The organism is Ancrocorticia sp., assembly GCF_052089425.1.
Classification (GTDB): domain Bacteria; phylum Actinomycetota; class Actinomycetes; order Actinomycetales; family Actinomycetaceae; genus Ancrocorticia.
On sequence record NZ_JBQCZW010000001.1, the window covers coordinates 50,097 to 77,068 of the forward strand.

Genomic DNA, 26,972 nt, shown 5'->3' on the forward strand with positions numbered 1-26,972 from the left:
TAGCACACGCCGGAACCGCCCGCACGCCCCATGCACAGCTGGGGACAGGCTAGGCGCGGACTATCTGTGGCCGCCTACCCTTCAGATCATCACAGGATGATGTGGAGGCCACCATATGAAGATTCTTCCCGGGTTGGGCGTCTATTGGCGCGATCAGGACACGATTCAGGTGGGCTTGGACCCTCGGGTCGGGGCGATCGTCGAAGGCCTATCGCGTTCAGAGCAGGAATTCGTTTCGCTTCTGACAAAAGAATGGGCGCAGGCTGAGTTAGATCCGGTAGCGCGCGAACATGGGCTGAGCTCATCGCGCCTGACCGAAATTCTCACAACGTTGGGGCGAGCTGGCCTTCTCGAAGGATCCGATGTTCCTAGGTCGCGTGAGGCGGCAAGCCGCGTGCCCGCCGCCCGCGTGCCGGGCAGTCGTGAACCGGGCAGCAGCGAATCCAACACGCGTGCCACCAAGCACGTCCACTTCGATAGCTTGGACTCTCTGAGCACGACGATTGCCCTCAAGCTAGCGGAAAGCGGCATCAACCAGTTGAGCTTTGACGATCGCAGGCCTGTGCAACATGGCGATCATCCACTGATGTGGCCGCGTTGGGACGGCATCGCACGCGCTCAGGCGATGACAACGCTGCTACGCCAGCTCTCCCCACAGGTCGGGGTACTCGATAGCGATCACCCGGATCTCGCTGTGGTGAGTGGTTCACGGCTGGTGTTCCCCACAACCACTGCGCGTTGGATGGAGGAATCGGTCCCCCACCTGCTCGTATGGACAGAAGAAGTGGATACGTGTGTGGGCCCGCTTGTGGAGCCGCATCATTCCACGTGCGCGAACTGCCTGTACGAATACCATGTGGACGGTGACGAAGCGTGGAACCTGCTGGCCGCCCAAGCCCACGCCATCACCAAGCTGGCCCCAACTAGCGAAACACGCGATCTTGCGGCGAGCATCGCCGTTCGTTCAATCCTCGGGCTTTTCGATGGTCACGGTAATTCGCTCCACGATGCCCAATGGCGCGTTCCCCCGTTGCCGAACTTCCCGCACCTATCATCGGCAGGTCCTCACCCGCGCTGCGGCTGTGCATCGTATGCCGCGATGGTTGGCGCGCTGGAGAGTGCACTCCCGTCACCCCCGCCCGCGAAGCGCCCCCATTCTCACCGGGAGCGCCCGCTACGTCCGGTGGCTGAGCCGCCACCCATTCACCGGCTCTAGCTGTTCACCACATCAAGGATCTCTTCGCCCCAAGCCTCTAACTTGGTGGAGCCAACACCCTTGATCCGCCCCAGTTGCTGGATGCCTCCCGGCTTGGACACGGCGATGGCCCGCAGTGTCGTATCGTGAAACACCGTGTAGGCGGGGCGCTCCAGCTGCGCCGCCTTCGCCGCCCTCCACGCCACCAGCTTGTCCAGCATCTCAGTGTCCTCTGGGTGGTCACGAAGGAATTCATCGCGCGCTTGGGCTTTCCGCCGCCGGTAATCGGTGGTGCGCGAAACTTTCTTTTCCGGGGCGGGCCAGATGCCGTTCAAGAAGCGTGTGACCTTGCGGTTGGCACGCGAACCGTTGCCCTTGGCGAAGGACACCTGAAGGTGGCGCTTGGCCCGAGTAATTCCCACATACAGCAGGCGGCGTTCTTCCGCGATCCCTTCTTCTCCCTTTGCCAGAGAAATGGGCATGAGGCCTTCGCTCATCCCCACAAGGAACACGGCCTCCCATTCGAGGCCCTTTGCAGCGTGCAGCGAGGAGAGCGTGACACCTTCCATTTCCGGGGCATTCTGCATCATCGCGCGCTCCTCAAGTTCTTGAACGAACTCAGTGATTCCAGCACCCCGCTTCGTTTCCATCTCTTTCGCAAGGGAGAGCAGGGCGTTCAGCGCATCCCAGCGCTCACGCACAGCCCCGGCCTGATCGGGAGCCTCATCGCGCCAGCCCATCTGGCGTAGGACGGCACGAACGTTGCCGCCCAGGCCGCCTTCCATCCCCGAACGCGCGGCCGAACGCATCGCCACCATGGCTTCGCGGACTTCCCTGCGCGAAAAGAACCGTTCTGATCCCCGGATGGCATAGCCAACGCCCGCCTTGGACAGAGCGGCCTCGAACTGGGCGGACTGCGCGTTGGTGCGGTAAAGGATCGCCATGTCTTGAAGCGGTATGCCCTGCTCCTTCAGGGTGAGGATTTCCCCAACAATCCCGGAGGCTTCCTCCTCATCGTCCGTGTATTCCTTCCACTGCACGGGAACGGACGATGGCAGCTGCGATGCCAAACTGACGGCTCCCTCGGATTGATCGGAGGAAATGACGAGGTTTGCTGCATTGACGATCTGTGGCGTAGATCGGTAATCGCGGTTCAATTCGATGAGTTTGGCCTTCGGGAACTCGCGGGCAAATCTGGCCAGATAGTGCGAGCGCGCACCGGTAAACGAGTAGATGGTTTGGGACACGTCTCCCACAACGCACAGTTCTTTGCGGTCCCCCATCCACAGCTGTAAGAGGCGGTGTTGGAGCGGGGACACGTCCTGATACTCGTCCACCACAAAGTGGCGGTACTGGTCCCGGATCTGGCGCGCAACATCCGGGCGATCAAGCATGATCCCGACAAGCAGAAGCAGCACATCCTCAAAATCGATGACGTGGCGCTCGGTTTTCACTTCTTCATACAACCGCAAAAGTGCGGGGATCTCATGCACAGAATGCCCGGCAACATCCCCGTGGCCGGCAGCCCCTGCGCGCTCCACGTAGTTCTCCGGAGATACGAGGGACACCTTCGCCCATTCAATCTCCGAGGCGAGATCACGGATAGCCACCTTGTCCACGCCCATCCCCAGCTGGCTGGCGGCCTGAGAAACCAAGGCGATCTTATGTTCGGCAATCGGAGGAACCTTGCCACCAACGGCCGTCCCCCAAAAGAAGGAAAGCTGGCGCAGCGCAGCGGCATGGAACGTTTGGGCCGATACCCCGCCAACGTCAAGATCCCGCAACCGCGAGCGCATCTCCCCCGCCGCACGCGAGGTGAACGTCACGGCCAAAACATGGCCAGGGGCGAATGCCCCGGAATGAACACCGTAGGCGATGCGATAGGTGATCGCACGCGTTTTCCCCGTCCCGGCACCAGCCCGAACGCACACCGGCCCGCTGAGGCTTGTAGCCACCTCACGCTGCTCGGGGTCTAGATGCTCCAACAATTCTTCAGCCTTCATCGAACCTCCTCCCCCAAGTCTCCCACGCCTGTCCCACACAATTTCACTACCCGATTACCCATATACCGCCCGCGCCCACCCCGGCATAGACTGACACCATGAGTGATTTCACGCTGTATTCAACAACTTGGTGCTCCTACTGCAAGAACTTGAAGCGCCAGCTGGACAAGGCCGGCATTGCGGACTTTAACGAGGTCAACATTGAGGAGGACCCTCAGGCAGCCGCGCGCGTTGAGGGTTTCAATGGTGGCAATCAGACGGTGCCAACGCTCGAGTTCTCGGACGGTTCGGCACAGACAAACCCGAGCCTCGCCGATGTTAAGGACAAGCTGGCGGCGTTGGCCTAATACTGGCCTAGCCGAACACGCTCGCGGTTCCCGAACCGTCCAGCACATCCGCGAAGGTGGCCCCGAGCCACGTTTGGATCAGGCTGGCGGCAACGGACGTGGGGCTGGGAAGCTGGATCTGCTGGGAGCGGAGGGCGTCCGTCAGTTCCTCGCGCGAAAAGAAGCGGGCATCGGCCATCTCTTTGCCGTCAACGGCGATGTCCGCGGGGCGGGCTTCGGTCCACCCATCGAACGCCAGCATGAGCGAACGCGGGAACGGCCACGGCTGAGAACCGAAGTAGCGCACCTCGCCCACTGCGATATGAGCTTCCTCGTACACTTCGCGGCGAACGGCGGCCTCAAGGGATTCTCCGGCCTCCACGAAGCCTGCCAGTACGGAGTATTTCCCAGGCCCCCACGCGGAGTTACGCCCCAGTAGCAGCCGATCGTCGTGATCGTGGATGGCCATGATCACGGCCGGATCCGTCCGCGGGAACCTCAGGTGGCCGTTGGTGCACACCATTTCCCAGCCACTCGGCGACACGCTGAGTTCGGCCCCGCATTCGGTGCAGAACTTTGCTCTGTGCCGCCACTGAAGGACGGCCACGGCGCCTACCGCCAACGCGGTGTCCAGATCTTCCCATTCGTGGGCCCAGTACCGCAACGGGCGCATCGTGGGGTGATCGGCCGCCTGCACATCGTGTTCGGATACGAGCCCCGTGGCGTCACACGCAAAGTAGGGATGGCCGCCATCCTTGCCCAGATACACGGCGGTTCGGCTCCCCCATCCCGAGGCCTGCTCGCGGGTGAGGAATAGCAGGCGCCCCGGCGATTCGGGATCAATCGCCACGTCCGCACCGGCCACCAGAATGAAGAGGGCATCGGGCGAATTACGCGCCTTCGCAAGAGCGGACGGATTGTTTCTGGTCAACTCGTCACGATCTATGCTGCCTCGCGCGAGATTCAAATCATGTAACACGGCATCCTCCTTGTCCTAGGCTAGCCCGATCGAACCGGCGCGTGGAATTCCACCAGAATGTGGCGCTCGTCAAATGGCGCGTAAATATGTGCCACTTTGGTCCCAAACTGGGATAATGCCAGAGTGACAGATATCGAGATTGACGTCCTTTCTGGTCCGCGCTACTCCGCGGAGCAGCCGGAACCCGCCGGATTGCCCACCCAAGCGCCCGTTCGATTGGGGGCTCACTTAGTATCTGGAGGCGCTGATTTTTTGCTGTTGGCGCCGCACGCTTCCGAGGTCACGTTGTGTTTGTTTTTTGACGACGACGACGGCCTCAGTGAGCACCGCTACAGTATGAATGCTGCAAAGGTTGGCTATTGGTCAGCACGCATTCCGGGCGTGGAGGCTGGCCAACGCTACGGGTACCGCGTAGCCGGGCGCTGGGCTCCCGAACTGGGCCTGTCCCACAATCCCGCGAAACTTCTGCTTGATCCCTATGCGCGCGCCATCACGCAAACCCCGGTGTTGGGGCCCGCCCTTTATGGGCACGTGGTTGATGAGGATCTCAACCCGGTCACGATTCCGCTGGAACAAGATAATCGCGATTCCGCCGAATCCATGGCGCTTGGCGTGGTTGTTGAGGAATCTGCGGACGCAACTGACCATCCCCACACCGCGTGGGAAGATACCGTGATCTATGAGACGCATCTCAAGGGGTTCACGAAGATGCTCCCAGAGGTTCCAGCAGAACTGCGAGGAACCTACGCGGGGATGGGTCACGAGGCCACGATCTCCCAGTTGAAGAGCCTCGGAATCACGGCTGTTGAACTCCTTCCCATCCACGCCTCGATGCCGGAGCCGTTCCTTGAGAAGAAGGGCCTGACGAATTATTGGGGGTACAACACCCTTTCCTTCTTCGCTCCAGAGCCGAGCTATGCCACCGAAGAGGCGCAGGCAAGCGGGCCCGCAGCTGTTGTTGACGAAGTGCGCCAGATGGTGGCCAACCTGCACGCGGCCGGCCTAGAAGTGATTTTGGACGTGGTGTACAACCACACGTGCGAGGGCGGGGCGGACGGCCCGATGGTTTCCCTGCGCGGGCTGGATCAAAGCTCCTATTACCTGCTCGAACAGGATGATCCTTCCCAGTTCTTTGACACCACGGGTTGCGGAAACTCCCTTGACTTCCGGCGCCAGAAGGTTGTGCGGCTCACGCTCGATTCGCTGCGCTACTGGGTCCAGAAGATAGGCGTTGATGGGTTCCGGTTCGATCTGTCCGTCACGCTAGGGCGCAATGGCAAGCATTTCGATTCCCATCATCCCTTCTTCGTAGCTCTGACAACCGATCCTGTGCTGGGCAGCGTCAAGCTGATCAACGAACCATGGGATCTGGGCCCGAACGGCTGGCAAACGGGGCGTTTCATGACTCCCACAGCCGATTGGAACGATCATTTCCGCGATACCGTGCGTGCCTTCTGGGTGGCGCAGCCGCGATCCCTCATCGGAGGAGGCGGCGGCGGGGATCTTCGCGATCTTGCCACACGCCTATCCGGTTCAGCGGATCTGTTCGGGCACGGGCGTATCCCTGGCGGGCGCAGCCCGGCAGCATCCATCAACTTCGTGACAGCTCACGATGGCTTCACGATGCGTGACCTCGTGTCCTACAACAACAAGAACAATCAGGCCAATCTGGAATCCAATCGTGACGGCACAAACGATAACAAATCGTGGGATCACGGACATGCTGAAAACAGTGAGGACGGCCCTACCCCACGATTCGTTCTGGAGCGGCGCCGCCAGACCCTACGCAACCTCATGGGAACCCTCATTCTCTCTGCTGGAACACCGATGATCACCGCCGGTGATGAATTCGGACGTACTCAGGGCGGCAACAACAACTCCTACTGTCAAGACAATGAGATCTCGTGGGTAGATTGGAACCTTGAACCGTGGCAGGAAGATCTGCGCGAGACGGTGTCCTATCTGTTGAAGATTCGGCGTGAACACAAGGTTCTGCGTCCCACTCGCTTCTACATTGAGGGATTGAGTCCGGACGATCAAGTGGGCGATCTCGAATGGTTTGATTGCGAAGGCAACATCATGTCCGAATACCGGTGGTTCGATACGAAGCACCGCGTTGTCCAGATGCTGCGTTCCGGCCACGGCACAGATGGCGATGCCCTGATCGTCATCAACGGCTCGTGGGAACGATCCGATGTTCGCCTGCCCAACGGGCGCGAAACCTCCTTCGAAAAGATCTGGGATTCCAGCTGGCCAACACCGGATTGCTCGCATCCCACCTACATTCCCAATGCGATGACTGCTCTGGAGCCGCTGTCCATCCAGCTGTACATTTCCGAACCGGGCGTCGTGTGGCCCTAGCGGCCTGCAAACAACACTCGGGCTCAGGCCCGCCGGTCCCATTAGATCCACACGTATAGAGGAAATTATGACGCACAACATCGGGGATGCCCTCGAAAACGCAACGAGTGAAGCATCGCTAGCCCACAGCCGCCAGATCAGCCAGAAGATTGAAGAAGGAATCAGGAATGATCCTTCCCAGTTCCGGGCGTTAACCGGGGATCGTCCCACCGGAAACCTACACATTGGCCACTACTTCGGCTCCATGCAGAACCGCCTGCGCCTGCAGCAAGCAGGTGTTGATACGTGGTTGCTCGTGGCTGACTACCAGGTCATCACTGATCGTGACGGCGTTGGCCCCATCAAGGATCGCGTCCTGTCACTCGTGACGGACAACTTGGCGCTCGGTATCGATCCAGATCGCTCCACGATCTTTGCTCACTCGCAGGTTCCTGCGCTCAATCAGCTCATGCTGCCCTTCCTGTCTCTGGTCACGGATGCCGAATTGCGGCGCAACCCCACCGTGAAGTCAGAACTCGAGGCAACGGATGGGCGCCCCATGTCCGGCCTGATGCTCACCTATCCTGTCCATCAGGCCGCGGATATCCTGTTCTGCAAGGCGAATCTGGTGCCGGTTGGCAAGGATCAGCTGCCCCATCTGGAACAGGCACGCGTGATCACCGATCGGTTCGATGCCCGCTATGGCCGCCCTGAGGGAGCCAAGGACCGGGTGTTCCCACGCCCTCAAGGCCTCCTTTCGGAAGCCGAGATGGTGCTGGGATTGGATGGCACCAAGATGAGCAAGTCCAAGGGAAACACGATCGAACTGCGGATGAGCGCTGATGAAACGGCCAAGCTGATCAAGAAAGCCGTGACGGATTCTGACCGCCACATCACCTACGATCCGGTGAATCGTCCCGAGGTAGCCAACCTGCTCACGCTGATCAGCCTGTGCACGGGGCGGGCTCAGGTGGCTATTGCCGAGGAGATCGGTGATGGCGGCGGCGGTACCCTCAAGAAGATGCTGACGGAAGCGCTCAATGAGCATTTGGCATCATTCCGGGCACGCCGCCTCGAACTTGAGGCGGATCAAGGCTATGTGGCAGATGTTCTTCATCGGGGCATTGCGCGAGCCAACGAGGAAGCCAATGCCACGCTGGATCAGGTCCGTTCGGCCATGAACATGGTGTACTAGTTTCTCTTAAAGCGCTATTACGGCTGCACGGGCGGCCTAAATTACATAGGCTGTTCGCGTGAGCACTAACCTGAACGTCCAGCCTCTGTCCAAAGATGGCCGCCCGGCGCCGGCGCCGGTTCCTGCCCCGTTCTCCGAAGTGGGCCGAATACCGATCCGTGATATCGAGCCCTCCGTAGAAAACGGCTCGTGGGCCGCCAAGGGAACGGAGCTTGAGGCATTCCCCGTACGGGCCACCGTATTCCGCGAAGGCCACGATCTGTTCGCCGCTGAGGCTGTTCTGGTAGATCCTCACGGCAACGAGGTCCAGACCGAACCCATGGTGCTTATTCGGCCAGGACTGGGCCGGTACGAGGCGTGGCTGACCCCCACCTACCCCGGGGCATGGACATACTTCGTTCGCTCATACTCAGATCCCATCGCCACATGGGAGCACAACGCTCAGGCACGTATTGGGGCAGATACCGATATTGAGTTGGTGTTCTTGGAGGCCGAGGCGTGGATGAATCGCGCGCTCACAACTCTGGAGGCTGCCGTACAGTCCGGCGCAACCGATGCCGATATGACGGCGCTGAAGGATGCCCTTGATGTGATCCACATGGAGCGCCTGTCCCCCACCGTTCGCTTCGAGGCGGCAACGGCCGCCGGAGTTCGCACCGCACTGGTCCATGCACCCGTGCGCGATATGGTCACTGAATCCAGCCGCTTCCCCGTCAATGTTGATCGTTCCTTGGCTCTCGCCGGTTCGTGGTACGAAATCTTCCCTCGATCCCACGGTTCCTATCAGGATCAGGATGGCACGTGGGTATCCGGCACTCTGGCTACCGCCGCGCAGGATCTGGGCAGGATCGCCGGCATGGGCTTCGATGTTGTGTACCTGACGCCCGTTTCCCCCATCGGTACGACGAACCGCAAAGGCCGCAACAATACGCTGGAGGCGGCCCCCGGGGATCCGGGATCTCCCTACGCGATCGGATCGGCAGATGGTGGCCACGATGCAATCCATCCCGAACTGGGAACGTTCGAGGATTTCGATCAGTTCGTCGCCAGTGCCAAGTCCTACGGCATGGAGGTGGCTCTCGATTTCGCGCTCCAGTGCTCCCCTGACCATCCGTGGCTGACAGAACACCCCGAATGGTTCACCACGCGAGCAGATGGCACCATCGCCTTCGCGGAGAATCCTCCGAAGAAGTATCAAGATATCTACCCCCTGAACTTTGATAATGACCCTGAGGGTATCTATCAGGAGATCGTCCGCGTTCTGGAAGTGTGGATCAGCCACGGCGTCACGATCTTCCGCGTGGACAACCCCCACACCAAGCCCGTGCAGTTCTGGCAGCGCCTCATGGCACAGTTCCGCATCGAGCACCCGGACATCTTGTTCCTTGCCGAAGCCTTCACCGCCCCGCCCATGATGCAAGGGCTGGGCGCCGTTGGTTTCCACCAGTCCTACTGCTACTTCGCGTGGCGCACGGAAAAGGAGGAGATCGAAGAATACCTCCAGGAGCTGGCCACCGAATCAGATCACCTGCTACGCCCGGCCTTCTGGCCCACCACCCACGATATCCTCACGCCGTTCATGCAGGACGGTGGCAAGGCCGCATTCGAACTGCGGGCGGTACTCGCAGCAACCGGCGCACCCACCTATGGGATTTACTCTGGCTACGAGCTGGTGGAAAACGTGGCACGTCCGGGATTCGAGGAACAGATTGACAATGAAAAGTACGAGTTCAAGCCTCGCAACTGGCAGGCGGGAGAACACACGGGCATTCCTCAGCTCCTGACCCAGCTCAACAGGATCCGGCACGCCCATCCCTCCCTCCAGCGCCTGCGTGGCATCCGGATCAATCCCACCAGTAGCGATCAGATCATCTCCTATACGCGGTTTGCGAGACCCGAGGAGGTGGCCGGAAAAGCGGGCGCGATACCGGAGCCGCTAGGCGGGGCGGGTTCGCCGGCCGCCGATGCTGTCATCACGGTGATTAACCTAGACCCGCACAATGGGCACGATGCCGTTCTAGACCTTGACTTGAGCCCGTTCGGCGTCACCCCCGGATGGGCGGGCGAACCGCTCTTTGAGGTGACCGATGAACTGACTGGGCAGACGTTCCTGTGGAACGAACACCCCTATGTGAGCCTGAATCCCGGCTCGAACGTTGCACACGTACTCTCGGTGAGAGTCATATCGGACTAGGCTAGGTCCGATCGCGAATCTGACGAGGTGTATTAGGTGAATCAGACTAGGCTCAATCCGGCAATTGCCAATCCTGCGGTCGCGGAGAACCCCACGTGGCCCGGCTTAAGTGAGGATCCAGATTGGTTCCGCCATGCCGTGTTCTATCAGGTGCTCCTACGCGCTTTCGGTGACACGGACGGCAATGGAACGGGAGATATTCAGGGCCTCATTGCTCACTTGGATTATCTGCAGTGGTTAGGCATTGACTGCCTGTGGATTCCTCCGTTCTACCCATCGCCCATGCGTGATGGCGGCTACGATATCTCCGATTTCAACTCGATCGATCCGCAGTACGGGACGCTTGAGGAATTCGAGGAGCTCATTGAGGCGGCCCACGATCGTGGGATTCGAATCATCATCGATCTGGTGGTCAACCACACCTCCGATCAGCATCCGTGGTTCCAGGCCTCACGCACCAATCCCACAGGACCCTATGGGGACTTCTACGTGTGGGAGGATCACGATCTGAAGTATCGCGATGCCCGCATCATCTTCATCGACACGGAAGAGAGCAACTGGACGTTCGATCCGGTACGCAAGCAGTTCTTCTGGCACCGGTTCTTCTCCCATCAGCCGGATCTCAACTACGAGAACCCAGCCGTGCAAGAAGCGATTCTGGACGTTGCTCGATTCTGGGCCAAGCGCGGGATCGATGGGTTCCGGCTTGACGCGGTGCCCTACCTGTTCGAGGAGGAGGGAACCAACGGGGAGAACCTGCCGCAAACACACAAGTATCTGGCCACAATGCGCGCCATGCTGGACAATGAGTTCCCCGGCACGATCCTGCTTGCTGAGGCGAACCAGTGGCCGGAGGATGTGGTGGCGTACTACGGCACAGAAGATGAGCCCGAATGCCAGATGTGCTTCCATTTCCCCGTCATGCCCCGCATCTACTATGCCCTGCGGGATCAGCGCTCCACGGCCATCCGCGACATTCTCGAATCCACCCCTGACATCCCACCGGGTACCCAGTGGGGCACTTTCTTGCGCAACCACGATGAGCTGACGCTGGAAATGGTCACCACCGAGGAACGCGCTCGAATGTATGGCTGGTACGCCGAGGACCCGCGTATGCGCGCCAACGTGGGTATCAGGCGCCGGCTCGCTTCCCTCGTGGGGAACTCGCGCGCGGAGATCGAACTGGCTCATGCCCTCCTGCTCTCCCTGCCCGGTTCTCCCTGCCTGTACTACGGCGATGAGATCGGGATGGGCGATAACATCTGGCTTCCTGATCGCGACGGGGTACGGACTCCCATGCAGTGGACTCCTGACCGCAACGCAGGCTTCTCCACGGCCGATCCAGGCAAGCTCTACCTGCCGGTGATCGATTCGCTCGTGTACAACTCCCAAGCAGTCAACGTGGAATCTCAGCTGGCCCAACCGGCCTCCCTTCTGCACTGGCTGCACGGGATCTTGGATGTGCGCCGCCATCATCCGGTTCTGGGAGATGGCGATTTCAAGCTCGTGGACGTGGATAATGAGGCCATCTTGGCCTTCACGCGATCCAATGGCGCCGAAACCATGGTGTGCATCATGAACATGGCAAACACGCCCCGTTCCGGCACGGTCAACTTGGCCCCGTACAGCGGATGGCATGCCGCAGATGTTCTGGGAGGCGCTGGCTTCCCGCGGGTCACGGACGATTACGTTGTCACACTGGGAGCCCGCGATTTCTTGTGGCTCTCGATCACCCCTCCCGGCAAGGACATCTCTCCCGCCCCACTAGAGGGCATGCCGGCGGATGCTGACGATACGGTGGTTGATTTCATGACGCTCTCGCGGCCACAACAATAGCCAACACCTACCATCAGGAGGCCCAGCATGATTCTTCCGTCTGCTCAGGATCTGGTAAACGCCATCACGGCATGGGTGGGACCCGTGCGGTGGCACCTTGGTTCGGAAACGAAACTGAGTGCTCGCGGCTACCATATAATCCGCGAGGAAGAAGATTCTGCTGCCCTGTGGCTGGTTCTGCAAGATGGGCACACTGACTACAACGTCCCGCTGGTCCTTTCTTCTGATTCGGCAACAATCGAACCGGTAGGCACCGTGAGCGGCCTCCTCATCTTCGACGCCGCGGAGCATCCCTTCGGCCAAAAGGCTGTGTTCGATCTGCTGACCCGCCGTGCCACGGGCGGGGCTGACTCCCCGTTCACGCTCCGCGGTATGCCGCTTCACCGGCTAGATTCCCCCATCGTGGCCGCCCACAAGCTCACCTCCGAGCAATCCAACACATCGGTGATCTACACGTTTGCCGATGATACGAAGCTGATCCTCAAGATCTTCCGCGTCCTAGCCGCGGGCCACAACCCGGACGTTGAGCTCCAAGAAGCCCTGGATGGTACTGGCACGGTGCCCGGTCAGTACGGTTCGGTCAACCTCACGTGGAACCACGCCGAACTCCAACAGGGTGAGGATCGTGGGCGTGGGCGAGCCGACGTCGTCGTCGTCCAAGAATTCCTCGAAGGCTCCACGGACGCGTGGCAGGTCATGGCGGAACAACTCACCCAAACCAACGGGACCTTGGGGCAAACCGAGGAATCCATACGGGCGCTCGGTGCGCTCACCCGCAGGTTCCATACGGAGCTGGCGAACTCCTTCCCCGTAGCTCCTGCCACCGATGCTGGGCGCGCTACTATCGCAGCGTCATGGCGCGCGCGGGAAGAGGCGGCGCTGGACCTCGTTCCGGAATTACGGGTCCATCAGGGCGCGATAGAGGCCGCCTACGCGAACGCGCTTGCCCAGCCGTGGCCAGATCTTCAGCGCATCCATGGGGACTATCACCTCGGCCAAGTGCTGGAAGTTCCCGGAAGCGGCTGGCGCGCACTGGATTTCGAGGGTGAACCGCTGCGTCCGCTGGCCGAACGCACCCGGTTGGACCTTGCCCTCCGTGACGTAGCCGGGATGCTGCGATCCTTCGATTATGCGGCTGGCTCCGCAGAGCTTTCCGGCGGAGATCCGCAGGTGCTCCACGCGTGGGCAGCCGCGGCCAGCGATGCCTTCCTCGCCGGATACGGGGATTTGGACTCTGCGCAGGACGGCTTGCTTCACGCGCTCATGATTGACAAGGCGCTCTACGAGATCTCATATGAGGCGGCCGAACGCCCTTCGTGGCTCAGCGTTCCGGTAAATGGTGTGGAACGTATCCTACGTCACGTATCCTAGGGTGAACGGTTGGATACGGATGGGGCCTCGGCTCTGATCGCCCACCGGCAATTCAATAAAACTCGATATGTTGGCCACCTCGATATGGAAGAGTAAGGGCATGAACTCTATGGATTACGTACGCGTCAATGAAGACGTACTGAGCGCCGTATCAAACGGCTGGTACCACTCCCCCCATGACATTCTGGGCCCGCATGAGGACTCAGGTGCCGTGACCATCCGCGTAATCCGCCGCTTGGCTGATGCGGTGTATATCGAAACTCCGGACGGGCGCACAGAGGCCGCGCACGAATTCAACGGGATATGGCGCGCCGTACTGCCCACGGCCGAAGTTCCCGATTACCGAGTGATCGCCGTTTATGGCGGAGTGGAGCATCGCGGGGATGATCCCTACCGCTTCCTCCCCACACTGGGTGAAGTGGATATCTACCTGTTCGGGGAGGGCCGCCACGAGCAACTGTGGAACGCCTTGGGCTCCCATATCCTCACCTACCCCAGCGAGCTGGGCGACGTCACGGGAACATCGTTCGCCGTATGGGCCCCCAACGCCAAGTCCGTGCGCGTTGTGGGCGATTTCAACGGCTGGGACGGGTCCTTGGCCGCGATGCGAACCATGGGCGAATCCGGCCTGTGGGAGCTCTTCATTCCCGGCGCCACCGAAGGCTCACGCTACAAGTACGAGATCCAGTACGAGGATCTCTCCTGGCACCAGAAGGCGGACCCGATGGCCCGCCGCTCCGAGGAGCCACCTTCCACGGCCTCCATCGTCACCGAAACCCACTTCGAGTGGGATGACAAAGAGTGGATGGACAGGCGCGCGGCACGAGATCCGCACGCAGGCCCCGTCTCCGTGTACGAACTCCATCTGGGCTCATGGCGCCCCGGCTTAAACTATCGCACCATCGCCAAGCAGCTCATCGGACACATCACCTACTCCGGCTTCACCCACGTGGAGTTCATGCCGCTGGCCGAACACCCCTTCACCCCGTCCTGGGGCTACCAGGTGACCGGCTACTATTCGCCCACCTCCCGCTTTGGATCTCCCGATGATCTTCGCTACCTCATCGATGAACTCCACAAGGCCGGGATTGGCGTGATCATGGATTGGGTTCCCGCCCATTTCCCGAAGGACGAATGGGCGCTTGCCCGCTTCGATGGCACCCCACTGTACGAGGATCCCAATCCCCTGCGCGGGGAGCATCCCGATTGGGGCACGCTCGTGTTCAACTTCGGGCGCCGCGAAGTCCGCAACTTCCTCGTGGCCAATGCCCTGTACTGGCTCAACGAGTTCCACATTGACGGCGTGCGTGTAGATGCCGTGGCCTCAATGCTCTACCTCGATTACTCGCGTAACGATGGCCAGTGGCAGCCCAACATCTACGGTGGGCGCGAAAACCTCGAGGCCATTTCCTTCCTGCAGGAAGCCACGGCAACCGCCTACCGCTCCGCCCCCGGCGTCATGATGATTGCCGAAGAATCCACCTCGTGGCCCGGAGTGACGGGGCTGACCGAGGATGGCGGGCTGGGCTTCGGCCTCAAGTGGAACATGGGGTGGATGAATGACACCCTGCGCTACATCGAGGAAAACCCTGTCAACCGCAAGTGGCACCACGGCGAGCTGACGTTCTCTCTGGTGTACGCCTTCTCCGAACAGTTCCTCCTTCCCATCTCTCATGACGAGGTTGTGCACGGCAAGGGCTCGCTCTACACCAAGATGCCAGGCGACGATTGGCAGAAGCTTGCCGGAATCCGCGAACTGTTCGCCTACCAGTGGTCCCACCCCGGCAAACAGCTGATCTTCATGGGCCAAGAGTTCGGGCAGATTCAGGAATGGAACGAATCGCGTGGCTTGGATTGGTGGCTGACCGAAGATCCCTCCCATGATGGCCTGCTCAGCCTAGTCAAGCGGCTGAACGAGATCTATGTATCCAGCCCGGCACTGTGGTCCGATGATTTTGACGGTAGCGGCTTCGAGTGGATTGACGCCTCGGATGATGCCAACAACGTCATCACCTACCTGCGCAAGAGCAAGGATGGATCAGACGTTATTGCGATTGCCTGCAACTTCTCAGGTGTTCCCCACAACGATTACCGCGTGGGCTTGCCGCGTGGGGGCCGCTGGAAGGAAATCGTCAACACGGACGATCTGTCCTACGGAGGTTCCGGCGTTGGGAACTTCGGAGATCTCGAAGCCGAACGCGTGCCGTGGAACGGGCGGCCCTATTCGGTTGATCTTCAGCTGCCGCCCTTCGGCGTTGTCTACCTTGAACCGGCCGGCCAGCGCGTTGGGAAGCATTTGGCAGAAGATGGCGTGGCCGAGGATGACGGGCCGGATGGGGATCCGCTCGCCCAGTAGGGCCTGCCGGTAGTCCGGTGGCTGTCATGCGTACAATCGTACATATGACAGCCACCCCCACCCGGGCGTATCCCTCGGCACAGATGCGCCACGCGCGCATCGCCACATCAGCGCTCTTCTTCACGAACGGTGCGATCTTCGCCAATCTTGTCCCGCGCTACCCTGAGATCAAGGCCGCGCTTGATATCGACAACACGATGTACGGTTTCGCCGTGGCCGCGTGGCCTGTAGGCGCGATCATCTCGGGGCTTACTGCAGCCGCCCTGATCCGCAGGGCGGGTTCCGCTAGGCTGGCAGTGCTGGGTTCTGTGGGAACGGCGCTGGCGGCCGTTGGCGCTGGGCTGTCCCCCTCATATGCGCTCCTCGTTGCCTGCCTCCTCCTAGGCGGGGCGATGGACGCCATCACGGACGTGAGCCAGAATGCCCAGGCACTGACCGTCCAAAAGCAATACCCGCGATCCATCTTCAATAGCTTTCACGCCACGTGGTCCGTTGGCGCGGCAACCGGCGGCCTCATGTCCGCTGGCGCCATCGCCATCCATCTGCCGATCGGCATTCACCTGACCATCTCGGGTACTGTGTGGGCACTCGTGGCGCTTGCCACCCACAGATTCTGTATTCCAAAGGCCGCAGAACGCGACCTCCAACAAGACTCCGCTAGCGCAGCTGGGGAAAGCAAGATCTCGCTGCGAACCGTTTTCGTGCTTGGCGCATTGGTGATTATCGGGATGGCAGGAGCCGTGGGTGAGGATTCCGGCAGCTCATGGGCTGCGCTCTACCTCAGGACCGAACTGGGCGCCCCAGCATCGCTGGCCGGGCTGGGCTTCACCGCCCTTGTTGCCGCCCAGTTCGTAGGCCGCGCCACCGGCGATCGCCTGAACGATCGATTCGGTGTGCGCACCGTGACACGGGCCGGGGCGCTCCTGACCGCGGTGGGCATGGGGCTCGCACTGATCTTCCCCACCGTTCCCGGCACCCTCATCGGATTCGCCACCATCGGGCTAGGCCAAGCCACGATCATCCCGGCAGCCATGGAACAGGCGGATCGAATCCCCGGCCTGAAAACGGGAACGGGACTCACGATCGTCACATGGCTCCTGCGGCTCGGCTCTCTCGCGGCACCGCCACTGGTGGGAGCCATTGCGGATACCATCGGCATCCGCTACGGCCTCATCATCGTCCCAGCCCTATCAATCTTGGTTGTGACCGTTGCCGGCGTTCTTCCCAAGCGGAGCCTAGCCCACCCTGAAAGCTGAGCTACCCCTATCCCTTGACGGAACCGCCGGTCAATCCCGCCACGATGTACTTCTGTAGGAACAGGAAGAGGCAAAGGATTGGCAGTGAGGCGATAATGGCGCCAGCGGTGAACCAGTCCCAGTGCTTGTCCATGCCGCCCACCCAGCTGTTCATGCCGATGGCCATGGTCCAGTTGTCCTGCCCCGTGAGCACGGTGTTGGCTAGAACGAAATCGTTGAATGCGGTGATGAAGCCCAGCAGCCCCACAACGGCGAGGATCGGGGTCACTAGCGGCAGCACGATGGTCCAGTAGATCTGTGAGTGGCTGGCTCCATCGATCTTCGCGGCCTCGTCAAGTTCCAAGGGAATGGAGTTGAACGTCCCGTACATGAGGAATGTGTTCGCGCCCAGCGCCCCGCCCAGATACACGCATATCAGAGCAAGCTTGGAGTTCAGCCCCAGCACAGGAACAACATCTCCGAGGGCCAGCAGCAGCAGGAAGATGGCAACGAAGGCCAGCAGCTGCGGGAACATCTGGATCACCATGAGGGCAAGCAGCCCGCCGCGCCTGCCGCTGAAGCGGAACCGGGAGAAGGCGTAGGCGGCCGCGGCCCCCATGAGCACCGTGCCGATTGCCGTAATAATGCCGATTTGCAGGGTGTTGCCGAACCACGTCCAGAATCGTGTCTCATTCGCGAGCTCACCGAAGTTCTCCAGCGAGAAGGCAGAGAACATGGAATTGGAGGCGTTCAGCGTGGTGCCGACGTTCGGGTTCAGAGCGGCGGAAATGACGTAAAGGATCGGGAACACGGAGTAGACGATCGCAATAACGCCGATCAGGTGGCGGTAGCCAATCTCTTTGAACCAGCGCCCGAAGGGCATCTTGTTCGCAGTTGTCGCCGCGCCATCTGGGCTGGCCACCTTGGGCGTGGGATCAACGGTGGCAGTGCTCATCAGTTGGCTCCTTCCATGGCCCGGGACCTTCTGAAGCTGTACATGGAGATCGCCCCCACGATGAGGAAGATGAGGATGGACATGGCGGAGGCGAGCCCGTAATTCTTTGCGGCCTGCCCCGACAGTCCGGAGATCTGGTACACCATCGAAATGAGGATGTCCGTATGCCCCACCGGCACTGATGCGTCCGCAAATCTGGGCCCGCCGTTCGTCAACATGTAGATGAGGTTGAAGTTATTGAAGTTAAACGCAAAGGAGGAGATGAGTAGCGGAGTGACCTGAGTCAGCAGCTGCGGCATCGTGATGTAGCGCCACACCTTGAATCCGCTGGCACCGTCCAGCTCCGCAGCTTCGTTGAGATCCGCAGGGATGGATTGGAGGGCGCCGGTACAGATGAGGAACATGTAGGGGAATCCCATCCACAGGTTCACCAGAATCACGGATACTTTCGCGAGCGTTGGATCGGTCAGCCACGGGACTTCCGCGCCCCCAAGAAGCACCTGATTGATGAAGCCATACCGCGGGTTCATCATTCCCGCGAACAGGAAGGCCGTCATGAAGGCCGGGAACGCGTAGGGCAGCAGCATGAACGTGCGGTATACCTTGCGCCCGCGCATCCGTTCGTCATTCATGACCAGCGCAAGGAACATCCCCAAGAGGAAGGTTGTGGCCACCGAAAGGAAGGCGAAGGCGAACGTCCACACCAACACCTTGAGGAACGGGGAAGCGTAGCGATCATCAGCGAACGCCTTCTTGAAGTTATCGAAACCAACATTGACGCGCCAGCCGGTATCAAGAGTTTCGCCATCATCGGCTTGATAGAAGCCCGTATCCGGGTTGGCAACGTAGGTTTTTCCGGTCTTGTCCGAGATCAGCGCGTCCTGATCTTCGTCATAGTGCATGGTGGTTTGGAAGACGAAGCCGGAGGCCCCGGTTTGGGTTCCGATCGCCCCGTCCTCGGGATTCTCCGTGAGCGGCACCTTGAGTTCGGTGACCTCGTTTTGCCGGTTGCCCAGCTGAGAAAGATTCACCAGATCGTAGCCGGGTACGTCCGTGATGGTATTTTCGACGACGACGGCATCCTCCACCTCTTCAAGCGGCTGATCCATCGTGCCGGCGCGTACCACGCCGTCGTCGATAATAGCGAAACCTAATTCGTCGCCGGACTCAATCACGACGAGTGGGTACTGGGGCGAATCCGGAACGCGCTCCACGCTGCGTAGCAGAAGCGTGTTGGTGGCATCGTCCTTGGTGAGCATGTGGCGATCGCCGTAGTTCGTGAAGGCAACGTACCCGGTGTAGGCGATCACAAAGATTTGGAAAACAAGCAGGAACGCTAGGCCCGGAATCAGGTACTTCAACGCGAGTGTGCGTTTGGAGAAATACACGTAATCGGCGGCAAGTAGCAGCCCCAGCATGCCACCGAAAACTATCCATGAGCTAGCGGTGAATGCTGAGAAGAGAACGTACACGCCCAGCGCGTTCACTCCGGCCATCAACACAAGCTTGACGAAGAAACCGGGGCTCCAGCTACGGGCGTGCGAGGTTGAACCAACCTTGCGCTCGATGGGGCGCCCGCCTTCCGTGGTTTCCGCCTCTGCTGCGGTATGCCTACCTGCCATATTCCCTCCCGAAATGCGGGCGTGTGGCGGAATCCGCCACACGCCCTGTTTCAGTTCAACGCTGTCGCGTTACTTCGAAGCGTCAATCGCGCCTTGGATATCGGAGACCATCTTGTCCCATGTGGCAACAGGATCGGCACCGTCAATGATCTGAGCTTCAGTCACTCCCCAGAAGGCCCACACTTCACCCATTTCTGGGATAGCTGGCATAGGTTGGGCCACCTCGGCAACCTCGGCAAAGCCGGCAACGGCCTCATCCTCAGCAGCCTGATCGGCAGCAGCGGTCAGAGCCGGTAGGCGGTTGCCCTCTTGATAAATGGCGTACTGGACTTCTTGGGTTCCCACGTAATCGATGAGGAACTGGGAAGCGAGGAGCTGGTTTTCAGAGGCGGAGGAGATGAAGAATCCCTGAACGCCGGAGAACGGAACGGCCGTCTCACCACCGGCGGACGGAATGGGATCCACCGCTACATCAATGCCCGCATCCTCGAAATCGGCAATCATCCACGGACCACCCAGAATGTAGGGGGATTCGCCGTTCTTGAATGCGTCCACCGCAATGTCGTAATCAATGGCGGTGTCCAGCACTCCGGCTTCACCCTGCTCGGCCAGCCACGTGGCGTAGTTCTCGCCGGCTTCCCCGCCCAAAGCGAGCGTGTCAGAGTAGGAGCCGTCATCATTCTGCTCGAATACGGGGGCGCCAAAGGACGTCTGGAAGGGATAGAAGGTGTAGGGATCGCCATCAGCACTGGTCTGAACCAAGAACGGGTAATCTGTTCCTGCTTCCTTGCCCTTTTCGATCATGGCATCGAACGTCTCAGGGGTTGAATCCGCCAAGGCCGTGTTACGAATGATGGCGGTGTTTTCCACTGCGTATGGCAGGCCATAGACCTGACCATCGTAGGTAAAGGCAGAGATGGACACTTCGGCAAAATCGGCCGAGGCATCACCCAACTCGATCGGGGACACCACACCGTTGGCGGCAAATTCGCCCAGCCAATCGTGGCCACCCAGTGTGATATCTGGGCCTTCGTTGTTCGATACCTGCGAGAGGAAATCTGCGCGAATACCGTCATAATCCTTGACGACAAGCTCAACCTTGTTGCCGGTTTCGGCTTCGTAATTGTCAGCCGCTTCTTGCAAAGCCGGCTCGCGGTTACTATCCGTCCATACCGTGAGCGCTCCTTCGCCCGCTGGTGCGGCAGAAGCGCCCTCAGTTGCCGCCTCTGTGGAATCCGTATCGCTATCTCCGCCACAAGCCGCCAAAGTAAAAGCCATGCTTGCTGCGGCCGCGAGTGCAATGCCCCGTCGCATACAATATTCTCCTGAATGTGGTTATGTGTAATTGAGTAGCTTGCCGCCGCGCCTGCGCTACAGCAACCTGCTGCAAGACTAGCCAGTTACATCACATTTTGCAAGGTTTTGCAGAACCCGGCTTGCATGGAGATTTTTTGCGGACTGAGATATCCCCATATCGCACGGCTATAGCGGTAATTGGGCGGATTGGGAGCTAGATAGGCGCCTTGGCATCATGTAAAGTTTTTCAGTAAAGGGTGTGATACGGCAGTTGTATCGAATCCTCGTACTACGCTCTCTTCAAGTGAGTAGTATTAGTTTCCTTGAGAAGAGCATGTTCACCGTACCGTTCGGAACAAAGAGTTGAGAGAATGACGAATCGAATCCGTCTTGCCGATTTGGCGCAGCAGGCTGGCGTTTCTACAGCAACAGTTTCTCGCGTCCTGAACGGAAAGGACACCGTTGCCCCATCCACGCGCAAGGCTGTCCTCACCGCATTGGATCTTCTGGGCTATGAACGGCCCGAGCGCCTGCGGCCGCGCCCTAGCGGGCTTGTGGGGATGATCGTTCCCGAACTCACCAACCCAATCTTTCCGATCTTCGCTCAGAATCTCGAGTCCACGATGGCCACGGCTGGCTACACGCCCCTGCTCTGTACGCAAACAGCAGGTGGGATCACCGAGGATGATTACGTCCAAATGCTCCTTGATCAACACGTTGCCGGGATCATTTTTGTTTCGGGCCTGCATGCCGATAGCTCGGCATCGCTGGATCGCTACAACCGGCTGGACGAACTAGGCATCCCCGTTGTCACGATCAATGGCAACCAACCTGACATCGCTGCACCAGATTTTTCCACAAATGATGCGGCGGCTATCGCCCAAGGCGTGCGCCATCTAGCTTCGCTGGGCCACACACACATTGGGCTGGCCATGGGCCCCGATCGCTTCATTCCCTCCCAGCAAAAGGCACTGGGGTTCAGCGAAGCGATGGAGAACCTTTTCCCCGGAGAGCCGGCGCCGATCGTTAATACCCTGTACACGGTGGAGGGCGGGCAAGCCGCGGCCGCTCAGCTGATTGCCATGGGTTGCACGGCCATCCTGTGTGGAAGCGACATCATGGCGCTTGGTGCCATCCGGTACTGCGAATCCTCGTACCTGCGGGTGCCGGACGATGTTTCGATCATGGGCTATGACGATTCACCGCTCATGGCCTTCACGAACCCGCCACTGACAACGTTCCGTCAGCCCGTGCGCTCGATGTCCGAGGCCGCACTCACAACCCTCTCCACCCTGATGAACGGTACCGCCGCGTCCCCGCGCTCCCTCACGTTCCAATCGGAACTGATTGTTCGCAAGTCCACGGGGCCCTGCCCCAACTAGGAGAACAACGCCATCGCGAGCGCCTTACGTGCCTGAGAAACCACGGGCTCATCTGCGCCCACAATTTCGAACAGCTCCAAAAGCCTCGTGCGAACCGTCTCGCGATCATCGCCGGAGGTTGCGGAGATCACGTCAATCAAGCGTGCAAAGGCCGAATCTGGGCGGCGGCTGTAGCACTCGATATCTGCTGCCTTGAGCTGGATATCGATATCCTGCAGGCCGGCGCTCATGGACTCTTGCAGGAGCGCCGCGGGATCCTCCACCGCTTGCACTCGCAGAACCAACTCAACCTGAGCGAGTAGAGCCTTGGCCTCCTCATCGCCCGGATTATCCTTCAAAGCCTGAGTAAATTCGGCCTCAGCTAGATCAAGATCCTTTGCGTCAAGCGCTTCCATCCCTGCAGCAACACGCGGGGTATGCTGCGGGGCTGGCGGTTCGGCATCTACTTCGCCGTCTAGAACGCCAGTCACTCCCATCTGGGAGGCAGCCTCCAACACACGGGTAATCAATGGCGCAAGCTCGCCATCATCTATCGTTCCTTGGAACAGCGGAACTGGTTGCCCCTGAAGAACAGCTACAGCCGCCGGAACACCCTGAAGCCCAAAGGCCTGAGCCACCTCGGGGTGGGCCCCCACGTCCACCTTGCCCAGCTGGAAATGCCCCTGAGCCTCATCCGCAAGTTTCTCGAACTGCGTGGCAAGGGTACCGGACACCTCCGATTGCTCGGCGTGGAAGATCAGGATCACCGGCACCCGCCCGGACGTCTCCAAGACTGTCCGAAGGCTATCCGCCGTCACATCGACAATGTAGGGACCCGGAAGGGACCCGTCAGAACCCGCCTGAGCCGGAGAAGCCGCGTTGGCTAATCCAGCTAGGTCCACTGCTCCGTACATTGAGCCGTCCAGAGGCTGCGTCATAAAACTATCCGTTCGTCACCTTGATGAGTACCGGATCGCTGGCGCCAATAGCGGCGATTTCTTCATCCTCAGCGCCATCCGCCGGTATGTGGAGTGCCACCATGACAGTGTAGTTCGCTGTCATGGTCCCATCCACATCGATTTCGCCATCGGCTTCTCCACTTGCCAGTGCTCCGATGGTTGACCCGAGGGTGATGGTTGCATCCTCCTGTGTGACCTCAATTGTGGTGTTGAAGTTCAACTGGCCAACAACAAGTGCACCGCCATCTTCAGTGGCGAAGGAGACGGGATCGGGCCCGCCTGGCTCGTAGGACATGGCCACGGATCCAGCTTCGCCCACGGCCTCCTCATTGGTTTCCTTACCGGCCCACAAGGTGTCGCGCAGCTTATCGGCGCTAAACTTCATACCCTTCGGATTCTTCCCGGACTCAGCGGACTTCGCATAACCGGCCAGAACGTCCTCAGGGCTAGCCACTACCCCTTCTCCATTGCTTGGTTCGATCGCCTGTGCGCTGCCTTCAGAAAGTGAGAGGGACGGGAATGTTGCTCCTGGGAGGATGTCCAGCACGCCCCATAGCTTCCAGTTCTCACGAGCAGTTGGCTGCTGGAAAACTGCGATGGTTTGCAGGTTCGATCCCTGCGGCGCGTCCATGACGGAAATGGCCGAATGGGGGTAATTCTGTGCCCCTGAAATGGCCGTCTGAATAGCAGAGTTGGAGATCTTCTCCAACCCAAAGCTATCGGCCAGAATGCCCTTGAGCTTGTATTCGCCGGTCCGGAGCTTCTTGAACGGCCCTACCGTGCGGTCAGCCAACAGATCTGCATCGGTCTCCGCATCGGCATCCGCAACCGAGGAGAAGATCTCCTGCTGAATCTCCTCGAACGTCTCCGTGGAGGCTGCCGCACGCGTGGCGGCTGGTGCGGGCGTAGGCTCGGGCAGCGTCTCTTGTGAGGCGCATCCGGACAGAACAAGGGAGGCTGCCGCTGCAAGCGCGAAACCACTGTACTTATGCATTTGGATCCTCCTGAGCATCGGTCGCTGATCCATTCGAGGAATCATCCCCGGCCTGCGGATCAGTTGCATCGGTCTCAGGGCGTTCTTCGCCCTGCTCTTGTAAGGTGCCGAGCGACCAGATATGAGAGTCACCCTGATCCGAACTATCTGGTTCTTCTGCCTGCTCGCCCGTAGGCTCTTCGGCTGTATCATTCGCGGAATTCTCGGCGGATTCTTCTGCAGGCGCTTCGTCCGCTGAGGTTGCCTCGTCAGATGGCCCGTCCTCTGCGGATTCGTCCGCCGACGGCTCGCCTTCAAGGGTCTCTTCTTCAGGAGCCTCGCCTTCAGAGGCCTCTTCTTCAAGCGACTCTTCTTCAGCGGGCAGATCGATAATCAGCCTGTCTTCGTCCGCTAGTTCACGGCTACGGAAATCTTCAGCTCGCGAACTAGCCGGAACAATGCCTGCCCCAAACTCATGAGCCGTGCGCTCATCTTGAACATCGCGTGCTTCTTCGGCGATGGAATCATTGCTCTTGAGGAGTTCATCCACATCAACGGCAGAGATCACGCTGGTGGCGGCTGACGATCGTGCGGCGCGGCGTGCGAACTTATCCTCGCGTGCGGCCCGGCGCGCGGCGCGGCGGCGGCCCTCCTGAATGTCAAGGATAAAGAGGAGAATGCCGATGAGAGCAACCAGTGCGCCGATCACGAGAAGCGGCATGGCGAAGGAATTGCTCGCATCGCGATCCCACGAGAGAGTCAAGCTAGGTGCTTGACCGCTGGTGGTTGTTGCCAGCAGGGAGATGGCGCCGGAATCTGCCACCTTGTAGGAGACGTCAACCTTGTTGGCCTCCTGCTCCACCTGAATCCACATGTCAGATCCTGCAAGCAGTTCAGGATCTACCTCTTCAAACTCGGACCCTTCCTCTGATTCGTCGTCGGTTGGCGCGGGCGTGGGGGTCTCGGATGCCACAGGTGCCGGCGTTCCATCGCCGGCCTCGGTCACCTTCAAGGTATCCCAATCGGAGAGCCCGCTCACGCTGGCTACATCGATTCCCTCTGCCCATGCATCAATATCGTCTGATACACCGAAGGCAACGATGACATCAGAATCATCCGGGGCTTCCAAAGAGATCGATACGTCTTCCCCAACCAGATCAATAACCCCTGGCTCGGTCTTGATAAAAGCAGAATCCGGAGCTGCCGCGGTGGCCCGCACGTTGCCATCCGGTGCCCAGAACGTCATGAAACCAATACCAATAATCATGGCGATGATTCCAAGCGTTGCCAGAGCAGTGCTGGCGATTCGTCGCATCATGTCCCTTTCATTAGCCCACAAGCTGTGTTTGGCTCTAAACTTCTACTATCACGTACTCAGATTGAGCGCACGCAGATACCTAGATAACGATTTCATAACGATACCGTGTTCTCTTGTGTTTTCGCGGTTAGCTCAGTCACGGTAGTGTGGAAGACTATCTCACTTTACTATTCTTGTGGAGAGACGGGCTTACCCTAGATTTCCTCGAAAGGCTGATCATGGTGGATGAAAATCCTCAGTTTCCATTGGTGCGGCGCGGGTATGACCGCGCTCAGGTAGACCAACGAGTCCATTCCCTTGAGGGCGCCTTGGAGGAAACCCGATCCCAAGTTGCAGAACTTGATTCGCGTATCCTGCGTATCTCCGGCGAATTGGCCGAAGCACAGGACCGGCTTCGCGAGCAAGACAGGCCCTCCTACGCAACGCTCGGCGCACGGGTGGAACGCCTTCTTCGTTCAACCGAACAACAGGCTCTTGAAGTCATGAGCCGGGCCAACGGCGATGCGAAGGCCATCATTACGAGGGCGCAGCGCAGCGCTGACGAACTCACCAAATCGGCGGAGGCCGAGGCTCAGGACACGCTCGCCAATGCGTATACCGTGACCGAAAAGCTGCGTACCTCTACTGACAATGACGTTCAGACGCTCACGAAGAATTCGCAGCTCGCCGCAGACGAAACGGTGGCAACGGCAAATCGGAAAGCTGAGCGCATCCTCATGGAAGCAAAGTCAGAAGCTTCCTCCTTGCGATCAGCGGCAACCAACGAAACGCAGGAGCTACGCGTGAATGCCGAAAGCGAAATTGCCGAACTGCGCGCACAGGCTGAAGAAGAAGTGGCCAAGCTTCGGTCCGAAGCTGACCGGGAAGTCCAGCGGATCAAGTCAGAGGCCAATGAGGAAGTGGCAGCATTGCGCGCCGCCGCCGATCGGGAGATCTCGCAGAAGCAGAAGGAATCCGCCCAGCATCTTAAGGCAACGGACACGGAGTCCCGCCGCAAGATCGATGAGATGATCGCGGATGCGGATAAGCGTGCCGATTCAGCTGAGGCCCGGTTGGCGGAGGCCATCGAGCGAGCTGAGGCCCTGACAGCATCCTCGCAGGAAGACGCCGCAGAACAGCTCAACACAGCACGCGACGAGGCCGAGCGGACACTCTCCCTTGCCCGCGAAGATGCCCGCCGGATTCGTACCGAGGCCCAAACGGAAGCCGAAGAGCGCACCACGGAAGCTGAGCAGAATCTGGCGCACTTGGAGCATCAGCGCGCTGCGCTCTCCTCCTACGTCGAGGACATGCGCTCACTGCTGTCGGGAAGCGATACTGGCCTCACCCTCTCCTCCATCGTTGACGGGGCGGAGGCCGATGCGGACGAGGCTCAAGAGGCCACTGAAAGTGACCCAGAAGGCGAAGGCACCGAACCTCAGCAAAAGAAGAAGTAGGTTCGACGACGACGGGTGCTTC

At 59.8% G+C, this 26,972-nt stretch carries 19 protein-coding genes; 11 read left to right on the top strand and 8 right to left on the bottom strand.

Annotated features, from left to right (window positions below):
• Positions 1-115: 115 nt before the first annotated feature.
• Positions 116-1,216, top strand: a complete 1,101-nt coding sequence (locus ACTHV6_RS00225; RefSeq protein WP_441385242.1) for a hypothetical protein — start codon at positions 116-118, stop codon at positions 1,214-1,216.
• On the opposite strand, the gene ACTHV6_RS00230 is transcribed toward ACTHV6_RS00225, so the two are convergent.
• On the bottom strand, positions 1,213-3,198 hold the full coding sequence (locus ACTHV6_RS00230) for an ATP-dependent helicase (RefSeq protein WP_441385243.1): 1,986 nt from the start codon (positions 3,196-3,198) through the stop codon (positions 1,213-1,215). The two genes, ACTHV6_RS00225 and ACTHV6_RS00230, sit on opposite strands and share 4 nt — an antisense overlap.
• Before the next feature lie 98 nt (positions 3,199-3,296).
• Here ACTHV6_RS00230 and ACTHV6_RS00235 point away from each other — a divergent pair, with 98 nt between their 5' ends.
• Positions 3,297-3,545, top strand: a complete 249-nt coding sequence (locus ACTHV6_RS00235) for a mycoredoxin (RefSeq protein WP_441385244.1) — start codon at positions 3,297-3,299, stop codon at positions 3,543-3,545.
• A gap of 7 nt (positions 3,546-3,552) precedes the next feature.
• Here the strand turns inward: ACTHV6_RS00235 and nudC are convergent, their stop codons facing one another.
• Complete coding sequence (gene nudC / locus ACTHV6_RS00240) at positions 3,553-4,503, bottom strand: NAD(+) diphosphatase (protein WP_441385245.1); 951 nt, start codon at positions 4,501-4,503, stop codon at positions 3,553-3,555.
• Positions 4,504-4,626: 123 nt separating this feature from the next.
• Between nudC and glgX the strand changes: the two genes are divergently transcribed.
• From glgX to ACTHV6_RS00275, 7 genes are all read left to right on the top strand, one after another.
• Positions 4,627-6,864: a glycogen debranching protein GlgX gene (gene glgX, locus ACTHV6_RS00245; RefSeq protein ID WP_441385246.1), complete on the top strand. Its 2,238-nt coding sequence runs from the start codon at positions 4,627-4,629 to the stop codon at positions 6,862-6,864.
• A 67-nt stretch (positions 6,865-6,931) separates the two neighbouring features.
• Entirely contained in the window at positions 6,932-8,038 is a 1,107-nt protein-coding gene (trpS, locus tag ACTHV6_RS00250; RefSeq protein WP_441385247.1) for a tryptophan--tRNA ligase, read from the top strand.
• 139 nt (positions 8,039-8,177) lie between these two features.
• Positions 8,178-10,232 carry an alpha-1,4-glucan--maltose-1-phosphate maltosyltransferase gene (locus ACTHV6_RS00255; protein WP_441385369.1) on the top strand — a complete coding sequence of 685 codons (2,055 nt, stop codon included), beginning with the start codon at positions 8,178-8,180 and terminating at the stop codon, positions 10,230-10,232.
• A 36-nt stretch (positions 10,233-10,268) separates the two neighbouring features.
• Complete coding sequence (gene treS / locus ACTHV6_RS00260) at positions 10,269-12,068, top strand: maltose alpha-D-glucosyltransferase (protein ID WP_441385248.1); 1,800 nt, start codon at positions 10,269-10,271, stop codon at positions 12,066-12,068.
• A 27-nt stretch (positions 12,069-12,095) separates the two neighbouring features.
• Positions 12,096-13,439 carry a phosphotransferase gene (locus ACTHV6_RS00265; protein WP_441385249.1) on the top strand — a complete coding sequence of 448 codons (1,344 nt, stop codon included), beginning with the start codon at positions 12,096-12,098 and terminating at the stop codon, positions 13,437-13,439.
• A gap of 100 nt (positions 13,440-13,539) precedes the next feature.
• Entirely contained in the window at positions 13,540-15,795 is a 2,256-nt protein-coding gene (glgB, locus tag ACTHV6_RS00270) for a 1,4-alpha-glucan branching protein GlgB (RefSeq protein WP_441385250.1), read from the top strand.
• Between the two features lie 44 nt (positions 15,796-15,839).
• A complete protein-coding gene (locus ACTHV6_RS00275; protein ID WP_441385251.1) occupies positions 15,840-17,051 on the top strand; it encodes an MFS transporter in 1,212 nt (403 codons plus the stop codon).
• A gap of 7 nt (positions 17,052-17,058) precedes the next feature.
• On the opposite strand, the gene ACTHV6_RS00280 is transcribed toward ACTHV6_RS00275, so the two are convergent.
• From ACTHV6_RS00280 to ACTHV6_RS00290, 3 genes are all read right to left on the bottom strand, one after another.
• Positions 17,059-17,985 (bottom strand): sugar ABC transporter permease, encoded by a 927-nt coding sequence (locus tag ACTHV6_RS00280; protein ID WP_441385252.1) that lies wholly within the window; start codon positions 17,983-17,985, stop codon positions 17,059-17,061.
• Positions 17,985-19,607 (bottom strand): ABC transporter permease subunit, encoded by a 1,623-nt coding sequence (locus ACTHV6_RS00285; RefSeq protein WP_441385253.1) that lies wholly within the window; start codon positions 19,605-19,607, stop codon positions 17,985-17,987. The genes ACTHV6_RS00280 and ACTHV6_RS00285 overlap by 1 nt, the downstream gene beginning before the upstream one ends.
• A gap of 69 nt (positions 19,608-19,676) precedes the next feature.
• Complete coding sequence (locus ACTHV6_RS00290) at positions 19,677-20,921, bottom strand: sugar ABC transporter substrate-binding protein (protein ID WP_441385254.1); 1,245 nt, start codon at positions 20,919-20,921, stop codon at positions 19,677-19,679.
• A gap of 353 nt (positions 20,922-21,274) precedes the next feature.
• Here ACTHV6_RS00290 and ACTHV6_RS00295 point away from each other — a divergent pair, with 353 nt between their 5' ends.
• Positions 21,275-22,285: a LacI family DNA-binding transcriptional regulator gene (locus ACTHV6_RS00295; RefSeq protein WP_441385255.1), complete on the top strand. Its 1,011-nt coding sequence runs from the start codon at positions 21,275-21,277 to the stop codon at positions 22,283-22,285.
• Here ACTHV6_RS00295 and ACTHV6_RS00300 read toward each other — a convergent pair.
• Genes ACTHV6_RS00300 through ACTHV6_RS00310 form a run of 3 tightly spaced genes read right to left on the bottom strand, consistent with a single transcriptional unit; the run spans position 22,282 to position 25,514 of the window.
• Positions 22,282-23,202: a tetratricopeptide repeat protein gene (locus ACTHV6_RS00300; protein ID WP_441385256.1), complete on the bottom strand. Its 921-nt coding sequence runs from the start codon at positions 23,200-23,202 to the stop codon at positions 22,282-22,284. The two genes, ACTHV6_RS00295 and ACTHV6_RS00300, sit on opposite strands and share 4 nt — an antisense overlap.
• Before the next feature lie 4 nt (positions 23,203-23,206).
• Complete coding sequence (locus ACTHV6_RS00305; protein ID WP_441385257.1) at positions 23,207-24,217, bottom strand: hypothetical protein; 1,011 nt, start codon at positions 24,215-24,217, stop codon at positions 23,207-23,209.
• A complete protein-coding gene (locus ACTHV6_RS00310; RefSeq protein ID WP_441385258.1) occupies positions 24,210-25,514 on the bottom strand; it encodes a hypothetical protein in 1,305 nt (434 codons plus the stop codon). The genes ACTHV6_RS00305 and ACTHV6_RS00310 overlap by 8 nt, the downstream gene beginning before the upstream one ends.
• 218 nt (positions 25,515-25,732) lie before the next feature.
• On the opposite strand from ACTHV6_RS00310, the gene ACTHV6_RS00315 reads away from it, so the two are divergent.
• Positions 25,733-26,950 (top strand): cell division protein DivIVA, encoded by a 1,218-nt coding sequence (locus ACTHV6_RS00315; protein WP_441385259.1) that lies wholly within the window; start codon positions 25,733-25,735, stop codon positions 26,948-26,950.
• Positions 26,951-26,972: the final 22 nt, after the last annotated feature.

Coding starts and splice junctions, on each gene's coding strand:
- ACTHV6_RS00225 (WP_441385242.1), top strand. CDS start 116: ATGAAGATTCTTCCCGGGTTGGGCGTCTATTGGCGCGATCAGGACACG.
- ACTHV6_RS00230 (WP_441385243.1), bottom strand. CDS start 3,198: ATGAAGGCTGAAGAATTGTTGGAGCATCTAGACCCCGAGCAGCGTGAG.
- ACTHV6_RS00235 (WP_441385244.1), top strand. CDS start 3,297: ATGAGTGATTTCACGCTGTATTCAACAACTTGGTGCTCCTACTGCAAG.
- trpS (WP_441385247.1), top strand. CDS start 6,932: ATGACGCACAACATCGGGGATGCCCTCGAAAACGCAACGAGTGAAGCA.
- ACTHV6_RS00265 (WP_441385249.1), top strand. CDS start 12,096: ATGATTCTTCCGTCTGCTCAGGATCTGGTAAACGCCATCACGGCATGG.
- glgB (WP_441385250.1), top strand. CDS start 13,540: ATGAACTCTATGGATTACGTACGCGTCAATGAAGACGTACTGAGCGCC.
- ACTHV6_RS00275 (WP_441385251.1), top strand. CDS start 15,840: ATGACAGCCACCCCCACCCGGGCGTATCCCTCGGCACAGATGCGCCAC.
- ACTHV6_RS00280 (WP_441385252.1), bottom strand. CDS start 17,985: ATGAGCACTGCCACCGTTGATCCCACGCCCAAGGTGGCCAGCCCAGAT.
- ACTHV6_RS00285 (WP_441385253.1), bottom strand. CDS start 19,607: ATGGCAGGTAGGCATACCGCAGCAGAGGCGGAAACCACGGAAGGCGGG.
- ACTHV6_RS00290 (WP_441385254.1), bottom strand. CDS start 20,921: ATGCGACGGGGCATTGCACTCGCGGCCGCAGCAAGCATGGCTTTTACT.
- ACTHV6_RS00295 (WP_441385255.1), top strand. CDS start 21,275: ATGACGAATCGAATCCGTCTTGCCGATTTGGCGCAGCAGGCTGGCGTT.
- ACTHV6_RS00300 (WP_441385256.1), bottom strand. CDS start 23,202: ATGACGCAGCCTCTGGACGGCTCAATGTACGGAGCAGTGGACCTAGCT.
- ACTHV6_RS00305 (WP_441385257.1), bottom strand. CDS start 24,217: ATGCATAAGTACAGTGGTTTCGCGCTTGCAGCGGCAGCCTCCCTTGTT.
- ACTHV6_RS00310 (WP_441385258.1), bottom strand. CDS start 25,514: ATGATGCGACGAATCGCCAGCACTGCTCTGGCAACGCTTGGAATCATC.
- ACTHV6_RS00315 (WP_441385259.1), top strand. CDS start 25,733: ATGGTGGATGAAAATCCTCAGTTTCCATTGGTGCGGCGCGGGTATGAC.